This window comes from Actinoplanes sp. NPDC049681 (assembly GCF_044465265.1).
GTDB lineage: Bacteria > Actinomycetota > Actinomycetes > Mycobacteriales > Micromonosporaceae > Actinoplanes.
The window spans coordinates 693,192-708,990 of sequence record NZ_JBITLP010000004.1 but is presented as its reverse complement, the minus strand read 5'-3'; the positions used below and the strand labels follow the sequence as shown (position 1 = coordinate 708,990).

The 15,799-nt window shown below is 73.7% G+C and carries 19 protein-coding genes; 6 read left to right on the top strand and 13 right to left on the bottom strand.

Annotation, left to right across the window (positions count from 1 at the left end):
* Positions 1-21: 21 nt before the first annotated feature.
* The 3 genes from ACIBO8_RS17715 to ACIBO8_RS17705 all read right to left on the bottom strand — a co-directional run bounded on the left by ACIBO8_RS17715 (position 22) and on the right by ACIBO8_RS17705 (position 2,496).
* On the bottom strand, positions 22-699 hold the full coding sequence (locus tag ACIBO8_RS17715; protein ID WP_396116287.1) for a hypothetical protein: 678 nt from the start codon (positions 697-699) through the stop codon (positions 22-24).
* A 124-nt stretch (positions 700-823) separates the two neighbouring features.
* Positions 824-1,807: a hypothetical protein gene (locus ACIBO8_RS17710; protein ID WP_396116286.1), complete on the bottom strand. Its 984-nt coding sequence runs from the start codon at positions 1,805-1,807 to the stop codon at positions 824-826.
* Positions 1,804-2,496 (bottom strand): hypothetical protein, encoded by a 693-nt coding sequence (locus ACIBO8_RS17705; protein WP_396116285.1) that lies wholly within the window; start codon positions 2,494-2,496, stop codon positions 1,804-1,806. The genes ACIBO8_RS17710 and ACIBO8_RS17705 overlap by 4 nt, the downstream gene beginning before the upstream one ends.
* A gap of 130 nt (positions 2,497-2,626) precedes the next feature.
* Between ACIBO8_RS17705 and ACIBO8_RS17700 the strand changes: the two genes are divergently transcribed.
* Positions 2,627-3,127, top strand: a complete 501-nt coding sequence (locus tag ACIBO8_RS17700) for a tetratricopeptide repeat protein (RefSeq protein WP_396116284.1) — start codon at positions 2,627-2,629, stop codon at positions 3,125-3,127.
* Positions 3,128-3,147: 20 nt separating this feature from the next.
* Here ACIBO8_RS17700 and ACIBO8_RS17695 read toward each other — a convergent pair whose 3' ends face one another.
* The 3 genes from ACIBO8_RS17695 to ACIBO8_RS17685 form a co-directional block, all read right to left on the bottom strand.
* On the bottom strand, positions 3,148-3,648 hold the full coding sequence (locus ACIBO8_RS17695) for a GNAT family N-acetyltransferase (RefSeq protein WP_396116283.1): 501 nt from the start codon (positions 3,646-3,648) through the stop codon (positions 3,148-3,150).
* A 43-nt stretch (positions 3,649-3,691) separates the two neighbouring features.
* On the bottom strand, positions 3,692-4,585 hold the full coding sequence (locus ACIBO8_RS17690; RefSeq protein ID WP_396116282.1) for a hypothetical protein: 894 nt from the start codon (positions 4,583-4,585) through the stop codon (positions 3,692-3,694).
* An 89-nt stretch (positions 4,586-4,674) separates the two neighbouring features.
* Complete coding sequence (locus ACIBO8_RS17685; RefSeq protein WP_396116281.1) at positions 4,675-6,081, bottom strand: beta-N-acetylhexosaminidase; 1,407 nt, start codon at positions 6,079-6,081, stop codon at positions 4,675-4,677.
* Positions 6,082-6,212: 131 nt separating this feature from the next.
* Between ACIBO8_RS17685 and ACIBO8_RS17680 the strand changes: the two genes are divergently transcribed.
* Positions 6,213-6,764 carry a hypothetical protein gene (locus ACIBO8_RS17680; protein WP_396116280.1) on the top strand — a complete coding sequence of 184 codons (552 nt, stop codon included), beginning with the start codon at positions 6,213-6,215 and terminating at the stop codon, positions 6,762-6,764.
* Here ACIBO8_RS17680 and ACIBO8_RS17675 read toward each other — a convergent pair.
* Positions 6,672-7,838 carry an alanine racemase gene (locus tag ACIBO8_RS17675; protein ID WP_396116279.1) on the bottom strand — a complete coding sequence of 389 codons (1,167 nt, stop codon included), beginning with the start codon at positions 7,836-7,838 and terminating at the stop codon, positions 6,672-6,674. The two genes, ACIBO8_RS17680 and ACIBO8_RS17675, sit on opposite strands and share 93 nt — an antisense overlap.
* Before the next feature lie 93 nt (positions 7,839-7,931).
* Here ACIBO8_RS17675 and ACIBO8_RS17670 point away from each other — a divergent pair, with 93 nt between their 5' ends.
* From ACIBO8_RS17670 to ACIBO8_RS17655, 4 genes are all read left to right on the top strand, one after another.
* Positions 7,932-9,245, top strand: coding sequence for a transcriptional regulator (locus ACIBO8_RS17670; protein ID WP_396116278.1), 1,314 nt, complete (start codon positions 7,932-7,934; stop codon positions 9,243-9,245).
* Positions 9,242-10,465 carry an amidohydrolase family protein gene (locus ACIBO8_RS17665; protein ID WP_396116277.1) on the top strand — a complete coding sequence of 408 codons (1,224 nt, stop codon included), beginning with the start codon at positions 9,242-9,244 and terminating at the stop codon, positions 10,463-10,465. Before ACIBO8_RS17670 ends, ACIBO8_RS17665 begins: the two co-directional genes overlap by 4 nt.
* A gap of 1 nt (position 10,466) precedes the next feature.
* A complete protein-coding gene (locus tag ACIBO8_RS17660) occupies positions 10,467-10,847 on the top strand; it encodes a RidA family protein (protein ID WP_396116276.1) in 381 nt (126 codons plus the stop codon).
* Positions 10,848-10,960: 113 nt separating this feature from the next.
* Positions 10,961-11,371 (top strand): hypothetical protein, encoded by a 411-nt coding sequence (locus ACIBO8_RS17655; protein ID WP_396116275.1) that lies wholly within the window; start codon positions 10,961-10,963, stop codon positions 11,369-11,371.
* Here ACIBO8_RS17655 and ACIBO8_RS17650 read toward each other — a convergent pair.
* The 6 genes from ACIBO8_RS17650 to ACIBO8_RS17625 are packed head-to-tail and all read right to left on the bottom strand — an operon-like array spanning position 11,335 to position 15,798.
* A complete protein-coding gene (locus ACIBO8_RS17650) occupies positions 11,335-12,120 on the bottom strand; it encodes an urease accessory protein UreD (protein ID WP_396116274.1) in 786 nt (261 codons plus the stop codon). The genes ACIBO8_RS17655 and ACIBO8_RS17650 overlap by 37 nt on opposite strands.
* Before the next feature lie 5 nt (positions 12,121-12,125).
* Positions 12,126-12,770, bottom strand: coding sequence for an urease accessory protein UreG (gene ureG / locus ACIBO8_RS17645; RefSeq protein ID WP_396116273.1), 645 nt, complete (start codon positions 12,768-12,770; stop codon positions 12,126-12,128).
* Positions 12,760-13,404 carry an urease accessory protein UreF gene (locus ACIBO8_RS17640; protein ID WP_396116272.1) on the bottom strand — a complete coding sequence of 215 codons (645 nt, stop codon included), beginning with the start codon at positions 13,402-13,404 and terminating at the stop codon, positions 12,760-12,762. The genes ureG and ACIBO8_RS17640 overlap by 11 nt, the downstream gene beginning before the upstream one ends.
* Positions 13,404-15,122, bottom strand: a complete 1,719-nt coding sequence (locus ACIBO8_RS17635; protein ID WP_396116271.1) for an urease subunit alpha — start codon at positions 15,120-15,122, stop codon at positions 13,404-13,406. Before ACIBO8_RS17635 ends, ACIBO8_RS17640 begins: the two co-directional genes overlap by 1 nt.
* Entirely contained in the window at positions 15,119-15,499 is a 381-nt protein-coding gene (locus ACIBO8_RS17630; RefSeq protein ID WP_396116270.1) for an urease subunit beta, read from the bottom strand. Before ACIBO8_RS17630 ends, ACIBO8_RS17635 begins: the two co-directional genes overlap by 4 nt.
* A complete protein-coding gene (locus ACIBO8_RS17625; RefSeq protein WP_396116269.1) occupies positions 15,496-15,798 on the bottom strand; it encodes an urease subunit gamma in 303 nt (100 codons plus the stop codon). The genes ACIBO8_RS17630 and ACIBO8_RS17625 overlap by 4 nt, the downstream gene beginning before the upstream one ends.
* Position 15,799: the final 1 nt, after the last annotated feature.

The following is a 15,799-nucleotide window of genomic DNA, read 5'->3' as shown; positions in this document are numbered from 1 at the left end:
CTGTCAGGAGTGGCCGGGCGCTCAGGCCGCGGGCCAGGAGGTCGCCCGTACGGTGGCCCGGCCGTCCCCGGCGGTCTCGGTCACCTCCACCCGGACCAGCCGCACCCCGGTGGCCGGCGGGGTGCCCGTACCGGTGAGCACGCACAGGACCAGCCCCGGGTGGACCGGCACGATCACGCCGCCGCCGAGCGGGCTGGTGCGGATCGCCTTGGCACAGCCCGGGCCGTCCACGTCCGCGTCGCCGACGTCGCTGCCCGCCACCGCCCCGGGCGCAAGCGTGATCCGGGGCTGCTCGTCACCGCAGCGGCTGTCGTAGCGCAGGTCGCTGATCTGCCCGGCCGCGTTGACCCGGGGCTCGTCCAGGTCGAGGAACGTCACGCCGGTGCAGCCCGCCTGGATCCGCAGCGTCTCCTCCCCGTACCCGGCGGCCGGCGTCGGTGCGGGCGCCGCGGCCGTCAGCGACCGGGCGTACGCCTGCTCGGAGCGCTGGATCGCCCGCCACGCCAGCAGCGCCGAGGCGGCGGCCACGAGCAGCGCCAGCATGGCGAGCGAGACGGCGACCACCACGCCGCGGCGGGGCGGTGCCGGCGCCGGGCCGGCGTCGGGCCCGCCGAGCCGCTCGGTGGGGCCGTCGTCCGGGAACGGATCGGGGCCCTCCGGCCAGGCGGTGGGCGAGTTCGAGGCGCGGAAAACCGACATGGACGACTCCACTCGCTGGAAGCGCCGACAGGACCGGCGATGGGCGCAAAACGCCACGTACCGGTAGTGATCGACCCTAAAAGGAGCCGCCGCCGAGGCCCATCCCCCGATGAGGGAGATCTTTCTACGCCGCCAGCTCCGCGAGGGCGGCCCGGACCTCGGCATACCGTTGCGCGCGGTGCCCGCCCCCGGGCGGCTCGCCGAGCGCCGAGACGCCGTCGGTCACCCCGTACGTGATGCGGTAGAGGACGACCCGGGTGGCCACGTCCCGCCACACCCCGGCCAGGGCCGCGCTCGGCCGGTGCCCCAGCTCGGTGATCGTGAACCACGGCGGGAACAGGGCATGTGACTCCACCGCCGCGTCGATGCGGCTGCGCAGATGCGCGGTGAGCTGCTCGACGGCCGCCGAACCCCGATGCGTGCGGAACTCCTCCTGCCGCCGCAGATCCCGCTCGAGATCCCGCTCGGCCACGGCGACGTCGTCCCGGACGGCGGCCAGCTCCGCGTTCTGCGCGCAGAGCCGCTGCCAGTGGTGCCGGTAGGAACCCGCGGCCTTCCGGAAGTCCCGGCCACCGACCTTCGCGCGAGCCAGGACCGCACTGGCGTCGAGCGCGCGCGACCGGCTCTCCGCGGAGAGACGTCGCAGCTCCGCGTACGCGTCGAGCACGGCATGATGATCAGCGCGCGTACGGTCGTCGAGCATGCCGGACCGGATCTCCTCCGCCTCCCGCACCTGGGCGACCAGCCCGGCCAGCTCCGGCGGGACGGCGTCGAGGTCGACGGGCCGTACGCCGTGCTCCAGCCGCAGCCGCCCCTCGATGAGCTGGATCTCCCCGGTCAGCCGCGCATTCGCCTGCCGCGCCGCCCGCAACTCGATCTCGGTCTGCCGGCGGAGCTCGTCCTGGGCCTGAGCCAGGGTGGTGACCCGCTCACCGGTCTCGTCGAGGCGCAGGGTCAGGTGCCGGCTGCGCTCCTCGGCGGTACGGGCGACCTCACGCAGGTCCTCGCCGAGCTGCAGGCGGAGGGTGTTGAGCTTGCGCCGGAACTCGTTACGCAGAGCCTCGGCGACGCGGGCGAGGTCGGTGGGGGTCTCGGTGCTGCTGCTCATGCGCCCGCCTCGGAGTCGTCCTGCCACGTCACGGTTCTTCGCGGTTTGGGTAGGTCCGGTGCGACGAGCTCGCCCTGCAGGAGCTCGAAACGTCCGTCTCGTGTGGAGGGCGGGGAGGTGCGAGGCGCCGGCGGGTTGCGCAGGGGTTCGGCGGCCGGGGCCGCCGGGCGGACGGAAGCCGCCGGCTCGGCTTGGCGAGCCTGAGTATCCGGCGTGCCCGGACGAGCGGGAGCGCCCGGGGCGGCCGAGCCGTCCTCGCCGGCCGACGCATTCGGGCCGACCGCCCCGGCCGGAGCGTCCGGCCCTTTGGGACGAGCCGCGTTCGGCGGGGCGGGGCGGGCCGGGGTGTTCGGCATGCCGGCCCGCGCGGTCAGCCACAGGACGAAAGCCGCGGCGATCGCGACGGCCGTGACGACGAGGCCCTGGACGGGCATGCGACCGGTACCGACCAACCCGGCCGGGACCAGCGAAGCCACCAGCAGCCCGCCTGCCACCAGCAGGCGCCGGCGGGCCGAGCGGGCACGCATCCGGTCGAGATCCCGTATGAGGTCGTTGGTGGCGTCGAAGACGCGCAGCAGGAGGTCCTCGTAGCGGCTCGGATCCCGCCCGGCGCGTCCGAGGACGTCGTGGCGGGTGGCCAGCTCCCGTTGCCGGGCGACGACCACGTCCCGAAGATCAGCAGCACCCACGCGAACTCCTCAAAGGCCACGCAGAGCAAAGAATGTATGGGGCAAAACCTACTGAAAGCCTACGGTGTCCTCGAGCCCGGTCAATCCCACGGAAGTGTCCGGACCGGCAGGCTGTGGCAGGCTTCCGGGCATGATCACGCCAGAGTGGGAGCAGCGGCTGGCCGCAGCGTGGGCGTCGCTCGACGGCAGTCCCGAGGACGAGTTCCTCGATCGCATCGGGCGACTCGTCGCCGAGCTGCCGGCCGGCGATCCGGTCGGCCTCTTCGAGCGCGCCTGCTCCCTCGACTCGACCGGCCACAGTGACCTCGCCGTCCCGCTCTACGAGCAGGCGCTGCGAGCCGGCGTCACCGGGATCCGGCGCCGCCGGGCGGTGATCCAGATGGCGAGCTCGCTGCGGAACCTCGGTGATTCGGCGCGCAGCGTCGAGCTGCTCACGCAGGAGCTGCGGGCTCCGTCCGACGAGCTCGACGACGCGGTGAAGACGGTGCTCGCGCTGGCGCTGACCGACGTCGGCCGCGAGCGGGAGGCGGTCTCGATCGCGGTCGGCGCGCTGGCCGCGCACCTGCCCCGATACCAGCGCTCGATGGCGAACTACGCCCGCCTGCTGATCGAGCCCGCACCCGGAGCCTGAGCCCGGAGACCGCCAGCCCGCTACGCCGGCCCCGCGCGCAGGTCGTAGCGCCAGTCGTTGCAGTGGATCGGGTTTCCCGGCGGGTACTCGAACGGCTCCTCCCCCAGCAGCACGAAACCCGCCTTGCGGCACACCGCGTTCGACGCCGCGTTGGTGATGTTCGGATAGGCGTGCACCCAGCGATGCCGGCCCGTCGCCGCCTCCGCGAGGGCGGCGATCGTCGCCGCGGCGGCCAGGCCCCGGCCCTGGAAGCCGGGCAGGATCTGCCAGCCCATCTCCCACACCGTCTCGCCGCGCCACTCGCGCTCCCAGAAGCCCACGCTGCCGGCCGGGTCCGGGGCGTCGGGGACGATGACCAGGAAGTTGCGGCCCTGGCCGGATGTCGCGTACGCCAGGATGCGCTCGTGCCGGGCCACCACCCGCTCGTCCGGCTCGACGCCGCCGAGGTGGCGCTTCATCTCCGGGACGTTGGCCCGGCGTTCGAGGTCGAGGCCCCGCTCGTCCCACGGTTCGAGGTGCATGCCGTCATGCTCCTCCCGGGGTACGACACTTCTCGCGGCAAGCTCAGCAGGAGATCCGCACGGCGGAGCCGCCCAGCCGGGCGCCGCGGATGTCCGACTCGCCGCGACTCGTCAGCCGCACCGACAACCGGCCGCTGCGCGCGGGGAACTTGCCGGCCGACACCCACCGGCCCTGGTCGCGTACCTGGTCGATGGTGAACTGGCCGATCCGTGACCCGCTCCCGTCGGCCGTGCCGTACACGTGATAGGTCGCGGGCGTTCCGGCAGCATCACGGACGTTTCCGGTGCGCGGGACGTAGACCTCGACGCCGCATTGCTCGCGGGACGGCATCCGGAACCACCAGAGCATGACGTTGCGGGGATCGTCGGAACTGCCGGACATCGGCATGGCGACCATGTGACCCCGGCAGCCGTCGCCGGCCCAGCCGCCGCCGGTGACGAGGTACCACCCGTCGGTGCCGACGTGCTCTACGTAGCCGCTGCTGTCGGTCTCCGGGCAACGGAACCCGGCCAAGGCCGAGAACGGCGCGGGGGCGGCAGAGGTGACCTTGACGGGCCGCGGGGAGGCAGGGCGGCCCGGCGCCCGGCTGGTCGGAGCGGCCGACGCGGGGCTGGCCGGGGCGGCCGGCGCCCGGCTGGTCGGACCGGACGGCGCACGGCCGGCCGACGCGACCAGCGAGGGACCGGCATAGGCGATCGTCGGAGCCGGCTGGTAGTGCGCGAGCGGAGGTGCGGAGGCGTCGGAGCTCCACCCCGAGACCGCACCGATCATCAGTACGGCCAGGGTGCCCGCACCGGCCACGATCATCGTGACGATCCGCAGCCTGGGCGAGCCGGCCTTCCTCTCCGGCGGCGCCGGGTGGCTGGTGTGCTCGGCGTCCCCCTGGGGAAGCAACTCGGTCCAATGCGCCCGTCGTTCCGGCCTCGACTGTTCCATCCCCGCCCGCGAATACCCTTCTGCGCACAATGTCCGGGACGGTGATCTCCGCCCCGGCTCTGGATCAAGCGCCGGGGCCGCGGTTTCCGTTACACCCGGCGGAGGTCGGCCGTCATCTGGTGCAGCTCGGCGAGCCGGTCCTCGAGGCTTCGGGGGTGGCCCGGCGCTCCCGGCCGGGCGTCCTGCGGCCGCGGTCCCGACAACGGCCGGTAGTTCACGCCGAGGGCGTCGAGGCGAGCCAGGTGCGGCCTCAGCCGATCGCCGAACTCCGCGAAGTCGCGGGGGCCCGAGCTCCACACCACCTCGGCGAACGCGCACAACCTCGGGTACGCCATGTAGTCGACCCGGCGCGCCGACTCCATGTGCTCGGTCCAGACGTTCGCCTGCGCGCCGAGGAGGCGGTCGGCGGGTGGCGGCTCGAATGCGTACACGTCGGCGAGGGTGAGGAGAGTGCCCACCGGCGTCGGCTCCCCCGGGTCGTCCGACTGGCGGTAGTCGAGGTAGACCGAGGTGTCGGGGCAGGCCACGACGTCGTGCCCGGCGGCCGCCGCGACGGCGATCGGTGCGACGCCGCGCCATGCGGCGATGACCGCGTCGGGCGGTGCGCCGCCCGCCAGGATCTCGTCCCAGCCGAGCACCCGGCGGCCGTGCGTGGCGAGGTGGGCGGCCATCTCGGCCGTGAAGCGCGGCTGAATCGTGTGCGGCTCGTCCGACCATGACGCCCACTCGTCCACCGGGCACTCGTCGCCGCCGATGCCGATCAGCGGGGACGGGAAGAGAGCGCAGACGTGGTCGAGGACCTGGCGGCAGAAGTCGAGCGTCGCCGGCCGCATGTTCAGCACGTGCGGCGAGATCCCCCACGAGGTGCGGACCTCTCCGGCGAATCCGTTGCCGAGTTCCGGGTACGCGGCGATCGCCGCCTGCATGTGGCCGGGCATGTCGATCTCCGGCACCACGGTGACGTGCCGCTCCGCCGCGTACGCGACGATCCGGCGCAGGTCGTCGTCGGTGTAGTGACCGCCGTGCGGGCGGTCGTCGTACAGAGCGTGCTGCCGGGCGCCGAGCATCGTGCGGGGCCGCCGGGAGCCGATCGAGGTCAGCCGCGGCCATCCCGGCACCTCGATGCGCCAGCCCTGGTCGTCGGTGAGATGCAGGTGCAGCACGTTCAGCTTGTGGAAGGCCGCGAGGTCGATGAAGCGCAGGACATCGGGTACGGGCATGAAGTGCCGGGCCACGTCGAGGAGCACCCCGCGCCAGCCGAAGCGGGGCGCGTCCTCGATGTGCACGCCCGGCGCGGTCCCGGAGTCGCTGAGCTGCCGCAGCGTCTGGGTGCCGTAGAAGATGGCGGCGGGAGAGCCACCGCGTACGGAGATGCCGTCGGCGCCCACGTCGAGCACGTAGCCCTCCGCCGGAAGCCCGGGGTCGAGCGACGTCGTGGTCCCGGTCAGGGGGAAGGAACCCCCGGTCTCACGGACGAGGTTCGGGCGGGGGATCACTCATTCACCGCCCCACGTTCGTAAATAGTTCGTTGATCGGGCGCCCTCATCGTGCGGCGCACACCCCCGCCCGTCAACCCTCGGAGACGTCCGCCCTGGCAGGGCCGGGGAAATGTTGTTACGGTCCGCCGGTGCGGAAGCTAGCGATCGTCATAGTCGGCGGATTGCTCCTGGTCGGGGGCCTGACCGGCGCCGGACGCCGGCAGCAGGATCGGGTCGGGCACTGCCATCAGCGCGCCGCCGAATGGGCGAATCTCGCGCTCCTGGGCACGTACCCGGACTCTCTCCAGCCGACCGGGGCGTACAGCGGCTGCGACGAGGAACGCGTCGTCGCGTACGCCGGACGGCAGTTCAACGGCGTCGTGGAGCAGCAGGTCGTCGACTTCTACCGGCGCGCGCTGGCGCAGGACGGCTGGCGTGTGGCGGATCGGGTGCCGTCACCCGGCGACAGCTCGGCCGTGCTGTGCGCCCGCAGGGACATCGGCGGAGTGGAGGCGTACGCGAATCTGGCCGTCGTGACCGCGGGCACCTACGACCTGCAGGTCGCCGACGACCTCGACTCCGGGGCCCGCTGCTCCTCCAGCGACGGCTCAGAAGTACGTGTGCAGCACGTCCACGACCACGCCGGCATCGTCGGCGACCGGGATGAATCGCCACTTGTCGAAGGCCGTGCACGGGTGTGACAGGCCGAACCGGATCACGTCGCCCACCGCCGCCGTCGTGCCGTGGACGTACGTGTGGTGGTCGTTCATCCTGGTGACCTCGCCCGCCTCGGTGACCGGCAGTCCCTCGTCGAACGGGGCGTCGCGCTTACCCATGCCGACGATCGCGAGGCCGGGTTCCGGAGTGGACAGCACCTGGGCGTACATCTCGAGGCCGGACGCCAGCGAGCCCTCGCCCGGTTCCCGGTTGAAGGGCGTGCGCTCGCGGTAGAAGCCCTCGTCGTGGGTGACCGAGGCGCCGCTGCGCAGCACCGCGCGGACGGTGTGGCCGTCGAGCCACTGACCCTCGAGGGCCTTGATCACACGGTCGAACCAGGCGCTGCCGCCGGCGGAGACGATCACCTCGGGCGGCAGCAGGCCGGCGATCGCGCGGACCGCGTCGACCTGCGTGGCCAGGAAGGCGTCGACCGCCGCCACGTCGGGCAGGGCACCCTCGTAGGCGGTCACCCCGGCGAGGGTCACCCCGGGCGCTTCCGCGGCGGCTTGTGCTACCTCGACGGCCTCGGCGACGGTACGGCAACCCGTGCGCCCACCCGCATGGCCGAGCTCGACGAGCACCGGCAGGCCGCCGGCCGCCGCCACCGCCGTCACCCCGGCGACCGAGTCGACCTGGACGAGCACCTCCCAGCCGCCTGCCGACTCGGCGGCGAGCCAGCGCAGCGCCGTGGGGTCGAGGACCTCGTTGGCGATGAGCACCCGTGGCACGCCGAGGCGCCGCAGCACCAGCGCCTGGCTCGCCGTCGCCACGGTCAGCGCCCATGCCCCGGCGGCGAGCTGCGCCTCCAGCAGGCTGGGGGCCATCGTCGTCTTGGCGTGCGGGGCGAAGGAGAAGCCGTGCCGGTCCGCGTACCCGGCCATGGTGGCGATGTTGGCGCGTACCGCCGAATCCCGGACCACCAGCAGCGGCCAGGTGAAGGACCCGTCGAAGAGGGAGTGCCGCGCCGCGGCGAAGGCGCGGGCCGGCACCCGGCCCTCCGGCAGCCAGAATCCCTTGGCCCGCCAGTCGAGCAGCTCGTCGGGGACGTCGAGAATCATGGGTCCTCCTTGACCGCCGCAGCGCCGTCGCGCATCGTATGGAAGCTACTACGAACCACTTACGAACCAATAGGTCCGGGGCAGGGAGGCGGCGTGCCGGCGGCGGCGATGGTGATCGGCCTGGTGCTGCACGCCAGTCACCGGCCCCGGTTCGAGCAGGCCACGCGCACGCTCAACGGGGTCACCTTCGCCTGGGCCACGTACGAGCGCGAGGACCAGATCCGGAGCCGGGTCACCGAGCTGCTGGCCACCGCGCACCTCGACGGGCTGCTGCTGGGCCTGGTCCCGTACGCCCGCTGCCGCGACCTGCTCCCCGCCGGCCTGCCGGTGACGGTGACCCGCTCGGCCGCGCTGGATCTGGCCCTGGCGTGGTCGCGGGCCCGGGGCAACGGCTGGCCGGCGACCCCCGTCAGCATCGACACGTTCCCGCAGGAGACCGTCGACGAGGTGGCGACGGCGCTGGACCTCGACCGGCACGCGATCGCCTGCCTGCCCTTCGACCCGGAGCAGCCGGTCGCCGACGTCGTCGCCTTCCACCGCGAGCGGGTCGCGGCGACCGGCGCGCCGTACGTGATCAGCGTCCGCACCGGGGTGGCCGCCGCCCTCGACGGGCGGGTCGCCGTGCTGAACGCGCTGGCCACGCCGGGCACGATCCGCGCCGACCTGCACGAGCTGGCGCTGCGCGTACGCAACAGGAAGGCCGACGGCCAGCGCTTCGCCGCCGCCGTCTTCCTCATCGCCCGGCCGGACCGGATCGCCGACCTCGACCGCGCCCGCGTCGGGCTGCTGCACCTGCTGCTGAACACCCCCGAGTTCGCCGACGCGTGGATCGACACCCGGGGCCGGCGCGGGGTCGTCGTCTTCGCGCACGCCGCGCTCTTCGAGGCGGTCACCCGTCACTGGGTCGGCCTGCCGGTGCTGGCGGAGGCCCGGGACACCCTGGGCGTACGGGCGGTGGCCGGCTTCGGCATCGGCGGCTCCGCCCGGCTGTGCGTGGCGCTGGCCGAGCGCGCCGCCGCGCGGGCCGAGCAGGACGCCGATCCGGGCGCGTACCTGATCTCCGACAACGGCATGATGATCGGTCCGATGGGTGCCTCCGGGGCTCCGCTGACCTTCACGTATCGCGAGCACGGCACCATCGAGGCGCTCGCCGGCCGGGTGGGGCTGAGCCCGGCGACGCTCTCCCGCCTCGCCGCCATCGAGCGCAACCTCGGCGGGCGGCCCGTCTCCCCCAGCGAGCTGGCCCGCTCGCTGGGCATCACCGACCCGAGCGGACGCCGGCTGATCCGCAAGCTCAGCGAGTCGGACCTCGCCGTGGGCGACGGCAGTTCCCAGGTGCACCGCAAGGGCCGGCCCACCCGGCTGTACCGCCTGGCGATCACCGCGGCCCTGGAGGGCACCCCGTGACGTACGACCTGGTGCTGACCGGCGGGCGGGTGCTCGGCCACGGGAACGCCGACGTGGCCGTGCACGGAGGACGGATCGCGGCGGTCGGTCCGGGCCTGGCCGGCGCGGTCGTCCACGACGTCACCGGCCGCCTGGTCACGCCGGGGCTGATCGATCTGCACACGCACGTCGGGCCCGGGTACTGGGGCATCGACCCCGACCCGGTCGCCTGGTACACCGGCGTCACCACGTGGGTGGACGCCGGGTCGGCGGGGGCGTACACGCTCGACGGGCTGCGCCGGACGGCGTCGCAGGTGGGCGTACGCGTGCCGGCGCTGCTCAACGTCTCGGCGGTGGGGCTCGCCGGGCGCACCGGCGAGAGCCGCGACCTCGCCAACTGCGACGTGGGGCTGGCGGTCGACACCGTGCTCGCCAACCGGGACCTGGTCCGCGGCATCAAGGTGCGCATCGACCAGGAAACCGTCGGCGCGAACGGCGTCGAACCGCTGCGGCGCGGGCTGGCCGTGGCCGGGACCTGCGGCATCCCGGTCATGGTCCACATCGGTACGACCCCGCCCGGGCTCGACGAGGTCCTCGGCCTGCTGCGGCCGGGTGACATCGTGACGCACTGCGCCAGCGGGATCGCGGCGCCGCTGGGGCCGGCGGTGCGGGACGCGTACGAGCGCGGCGTGCTGTTCGACATCGGCCACGGCTCGGGCGGGTTCGCCTTCGAGGTGGCCGAGGCGCAGCTGGGGATCGGGCTCACGCCGTACACGATCTCGACGGACCTGCACGCGCGCTCGGTGCACGGCCCGGTCTTCGACCTGCCCACGACGATCGCCAAACTCGTCGCCGTCGGGCTGCCGCTGGACGACGCCCTCGCCGCCGTCACCGTGCACCCGGCACGTGCCCTGAACCTGCCCGGCGGCACCCTCGACGTGGGCGTCCCCGCCGACATCGCGGTGTTCCGCGTCGAGGAGGGACGCTACGAGGTGGTCGACGCCCATAGGCAGGTCCGGCACGCACCGCTGCGGCTGATCAACGAGGCCACGTACGTCGACGGCCGGCCCCTGCCCGCACGCCTGCCCGCGCCCTCGCCGCCGTGGATCCCGCTGACGGACGCCCAGCGCGCCGCCCTCACCCGCCGCGAGCAGGACATCCGCGCCGTGCTGGCCACGCCCCTGGTGGGCGCGGACGGCCTGGCGGAGCAGTTCCCGAGACCGACGACAAGGAGCACCTGACATGCCCAAGCGCGCGATCGTGACCGACAAGGCGGCCCCGGCGGGCGGCCCGTACTCGCACGCGGTGATCGCCGGCGACACGATCTATCTGGCCGGCGCGATCCCGGCCCTGCCGGACGGCACCCGGGTCACCGGCAGCTTCGCCGACCAGACGCACGCGGCGTTCCGCAACCTCGCGGCGACCGCCGAGGCCGCCGGTGCGAGCCTCGACCAGGCCGTCCGGGTCGGCGTCTACCTGCGCGACTTCGCCGACTTCGCGGAGCTGAACGAGATCTACCCGCAATACATCAAGGGCGAGCACCTTCCCGTACGCACCACGCTGCCGGTTCCGCTGGTCGGCTTCGACATCGAGATCGACGCCGTCCTCTACACCGGACCGTGATGCCGGCCCGGGGCGCGTGCCCGAGTTGACGGATGCCGCCAACCGCGACCGTCCGATCACGACAGTGACCTGGGAGGCTGAACGACGCCACTCTCGAAGTCAAGGAGGCACCGATGAAGTTATTGGTGTCGACGGGCCTGGCCCTCCTGACGCTGGGTGCCGGCGCTTTGGCAGCCGACCACCCTGCACTGGCAGCCAGTGCCCTCGTGCAGGAGCGATCGTTCGGCACGATCGCCAACGGCAGTACGGTCTGCGTCGGGCCGCTCTCGCCCGGGACGGATCCCGGCGGGCAGCAGCCCGGCGTACAGATCTCCGGTTTCACGAACGGTCAGCCCAGCCTGACGTGGCAGGTGTTCTCGGTTTCGTCGCAGAGCGCCCCCACGTTGGTCTTCCAGACCACCGCGCGGAACGTGGACCACGTCGTTCCGCCCTCGGGCAACCTTCTCTTCCACGCCTGCGTGGTGAAGCGCGCCCAGGGGTCGCAGGACTACGACCTGGCGCTGAACTCGTTCCCTGTTGAATGATCCGGCCCGGGAGCCGGGGCGTCCGCCAGGGCGGTCAGCGGATCCAGCGCGGCCCGCACCTGGCGGATGTCCCGTCCCACCGCGCTCGCCAGCAGTCCCGGTCCGGCCAGCGGCATCAGCATCGCGTCGCCGCCGAGCGGACGCGGCTCGGGCAGCGCCGGGCCGGCGAGCACCAGCGCACCGACCGCCCGGCCGCCGCCCAGCACCGCCGCGCCGGACCAGCCCGGCGCGCTCGGGCCCACGGCCAGCTCATGCCGGTAGAGGGTTCGGCCGGCGTAGCGGATGGTCACGTCCGCCCGGACGTCGCCGGACTCCTCGGCGTGCCGGCCGCAGACGAGGTCGTCGCGCCACACCAGGGTGCCACCCTCGGCCACCGTGACGTCCGTGACGGCGACGTGGTCACAGCCGGCCGCCGCGATCAGCGGCTCGGGCGTCCAGAGCAGGGATCCACCCGGCGCGACCGTCGCGGAGACGACGAGCCGCGACGCAGGCCCGGGCCGTCCGGGCAGGGCGAGCTGGGCGGCGACGCTGTGTACCGACAACGTCGCCCCCGCCCCGACGGCGATCGTCAGGCGCAGATCGTCGCCGCGCAACGGACCGGCTGCCCCGCCCACGAGGTGGACGATCGCCCCGCGCCCGGTTCGCGCACCGGTGCGGCGCAGCAGCAGCGGCGACTCACCGCGCAGGACGGCGAGCCGGGTGCCGCCGGTGCCGTCCGCTTCCGCGACGATCGACGCCTCGGCACGCATCGGCGTCAGCCGGCGCGGACCGCGACCAGCTCGCGGATCCACCGGGCGACCGGCGTGGCCGCCCGGTCCTCGGTCAGCGACAGGAACACCGTGGGCAGGTCGCCGCGCCGCGCGCGGGCGTCGCGGTCCATCACCGACAGGTCCGCGCCGACCAGCGGGGCGAGGTCGGTCTTGTTGATGACCAGCAGGTCCGCCGTGGTCACCCCGGGGCCGCCCTTGCGCGGCACCTTGTCGCCGCCCGCCACGTCGACGACGAAGATCTGCTGGTCGATCAGGCCCTTGCTGAACGTGGCCGTCAGGTTGTCGCCGCCGCTCTCCACCAGCACCAGGTCCAGCGGGCCCAGCGCCGATTCCAGGTCCTCGACCGCGTCCAGGTTGGCGGAGATGTCGTCGCGGATCGCGGTGTGCGGGCAGCAGCCGGTCTCGACGGCGCGGATCCGCTCGGCCGGCAGGACGCCGTTGCGCAGCAGGAAATCGGCGTCCTCGGTGGTGTAGATGTCGTTGGTCACGACGGCCAGCCGCAGCTCGCCCCCGAGCGCCCGGCACAGGGCTGCGACCAGCGCCGTCTTGCCCGAGCCGACGGGTCCGCCGATGCCGATCCGCAGCGCCCGGCGCCCGGCGGGGAGCGGGGTGTGGTTGTCAGGATGCAAAGAGACGCACCTCCCAGGTGGCGTGCAGTTCGGCGCCGATGTCGAGCAGGGGCGCTCCCGCGGCCGGCAGGTCGTCGGCCGGGTCGTCGATCCGCTCCGCCGCGGCGGCCGCGATCCGGTCGCAGTCGGGGGCGAGGCGGGCGATCAGGGCGTGCACCGCGTACGGGTCGAGGCCGAGCAACCGGACCGCCGCGCTCGCCGGGCCGGTGACGGTGCCGTGCGCCGCGGCGACCGCGGCCTCGGTGGGGCCGAGCCCGGCCACCGCGGCGAGAATGCCGAGCGCGACGGGCTGGTGCGGCTCGCGGCCGGCCGGCGGCACGGGCCACATCGCCCGGCCGGCCCGCAGCAGCGCGCGGCCCTGCGCCCGGGATGCGCGGCGCAGCGCGGGGGCCGGGGTCCGGGCGTCCAGACCGGCATCGAGCTCCGCCCATCGCGCCGGGGCGGCGCAGGCTGCGGCGGCGAAGGCGGCAGCAACCAGCCCGGCGGTGTGCAGCCGGCCGCGCAGGAATTCCCCCACCGCGGCGACGTCCCGTACCCGTCCCGCGGCCACGGCTGCCTCGAGTCCGCCGGAGTGCGCGTGGCCGCCGGCGGGAAGCCGCCCGTCGGCCAGGACCAGCAGCGTCGCCAGGGACATCAGAAGAGGTGGTAGCGCTGGGCCATGGGGAGCTCGTCCACCGGATGCGGCTCGACGACCTCCCCGTCGACGCGGACGGTGAACGTGTCCGGCTCGACCTCGATGCGGGGCGTCGCGTCGTTCAGCGGCAGGTCCGCCTTGCCGATCGAGCGGGTGTTCGCCACCGGGGCCAGGGCCCGCTTGAGGCCGATCCGGTCGCCGAGCATCGCGTCGATCGCGGCCGGGGCGACGAAGGCCAGCGACGTCACCGCCGGCACCACCCCGTACGAGCCGAACATCGGGCGGGGCAGCACGGGCTGGGGCGTGGGGATCGAGGCGTTGGCGTCGCCCAGCTGCGCGTACGCGATCATGCCGCCCTTGATCACCAGCGCCGGGCGTACGCCGAAGAACGCGGGGTCCCAGAGCACGAGGTCCGCGAGCTTGCCGGGCTCGACCGAGCCGATCTGCTCGGCCATGCCGTGCGCGACCGCGGGGTTGATCGTGTACTTGGCCACGTAACGCCGGGCCCGCAGGTTGTCCGCGGCGCCGTCGCCGGGCAGGGCGCCGCGGCGGGCCTTCATGACGTGCGCGGTCTGCCAGGTACGCATGATCACCTCGCCGGCGCGCCCCATGGCCTGCGAGTCGGAGCCGATCATCGAGATCGCGCCGAGGTCGTGCAGCAGGTCCTCGGCGGCCATGGTGGACGGCCGGATGCGGCTCTCGGCGAACGCCAGGTCCTCGGGCACCGCCGAGTTGAGGTGGTGGCAGACCATCAGCATGTCGAGGTGCTCGGCCAGGGTGTTGCGCGTGTACGGCCGGGTCGGGTTGGTCGACGAGGGCAGCACATGGGGATGCGAGGCGACGGTGATGATGTCCGGCGCGTGCCCGCCGCCCGCCCCCTCGGTGTGGTACGCGTGGATCGACCGCCCGGCGATGGCGCGCAGGGTCTCCTCGACGAACCCGGCCTCGTTGAGCGTGTCGGTGTGGATGGCCACCTGGACCCCGGAGGCGTCGGCGACCCGCAGCGCCGCGTCGATGACGGCCGGGGTGGTGCCCCAGTCCTCGTGCAGCTTGAAGCCGCCGGCCCCGCCGCGCAGCTGCTCCCAGAGCGACTCCTCGCTCATCGTGTTGCCCTTGCCGAGCAGCAGGACGTTGACCGGCCAGGTGTCGAGCGCCTCGAGCATCCGGGCGAGGTGCCAGGCGTTCGGCGTGACCGTGGTGGCCTTGGTGCCCTCGGCCGGTCCGGTGCCCCCGCCGATGATCGTGGTGACGCCGCTCGCGAGCGCGGTGTTCAGGATCGTCGGGCTGATCAGATGCACGTGGCTGTCGACGGCGCCGGCGGTGAGGATCTTGCCGTTGCCGGCGATGATCTCGGTGCCGGGACCGATCACGAGATCGGGGTGGACGTCGTCCATGGTGTCCGGGTTGCCGGCCTTGCCGAGCGCCACGATCCGGCCGTCGCGGATGCCGATGTCGGCCTTGACGATGCCCCAGTGGTCCAGCACGACCGCGCCGGTGATCACGGTGTCCGGGCTGCCCTCGGCGCGGCTGGCCCGGGACTGGCCCATGGATTCGCGGATGACCTTGCCGCCGCCGAAGACCACCTCGTCGCCCGGTACGGGTCCGGCGCTGCGGTCCTCCTCGACCTCCACGAGCAGGTCGGTGTCGGCGAGCCGGATCCGGTCCCCGGCGGTGGGGCCGTAGAGGGCGGCGTACCGGCCACGGTCCAGCGCGGTCACCGGGCGCTCCCGTTCTCCGGCAGCTCCTCGTCCAGGGCGCCCGCGGGCTCGATGTCCTCGCGCGGGGACGGGTCCAGCGGACCGCCCGCCAGGCCGCGCAGGCCGGGGACGATCCGGTTGCCGGCCAGCCGCACCAGCGTGACGTCGCGGGGCATGCCGGGCTCGAATCGTACGGAGGTGCCCGCCGGCACGGCCAGGCGATGGCCCCAGGCGGCGTCGCGGTCGAACTCGAGGGCGGCGTTGGCCTCGGCGAAGTGGTAGTGCGACCCGACCTGCACCGGGCGGTCGCCGGTGTTGCGTACGGTCAGGGTCCGGACCGGCCGGCCCGGGTTGATCTCGATGTCGCCGGCACCGGCGAGGATCTCCCCCGGGATCACGAGATCGGCCCGTGCACGGTCACGAGCTTGGTGCCGTCCGGGAACGTGGCCTCGACCTGCACCTCGGTGAGCATCTCGGGCACGCCTTCCATGACGTCGTCGCGGGTGAGCACCCGGCGCCCGGCGTCCATCAGCTCGGCCACGGTGCGCCCGTCGCGGGCACCCTCGAGCAGGAACGCCGTGATGATCGCGGTCGCCTCGGGATGGTTGAGGCGCAGGCCGCGCTCCTGCCGCCGCCGGGCCACGTCCGCCGCGACATGGATGAGCAGCCGTTCCTGCTCGTGCTGGCTGAGGAACAAA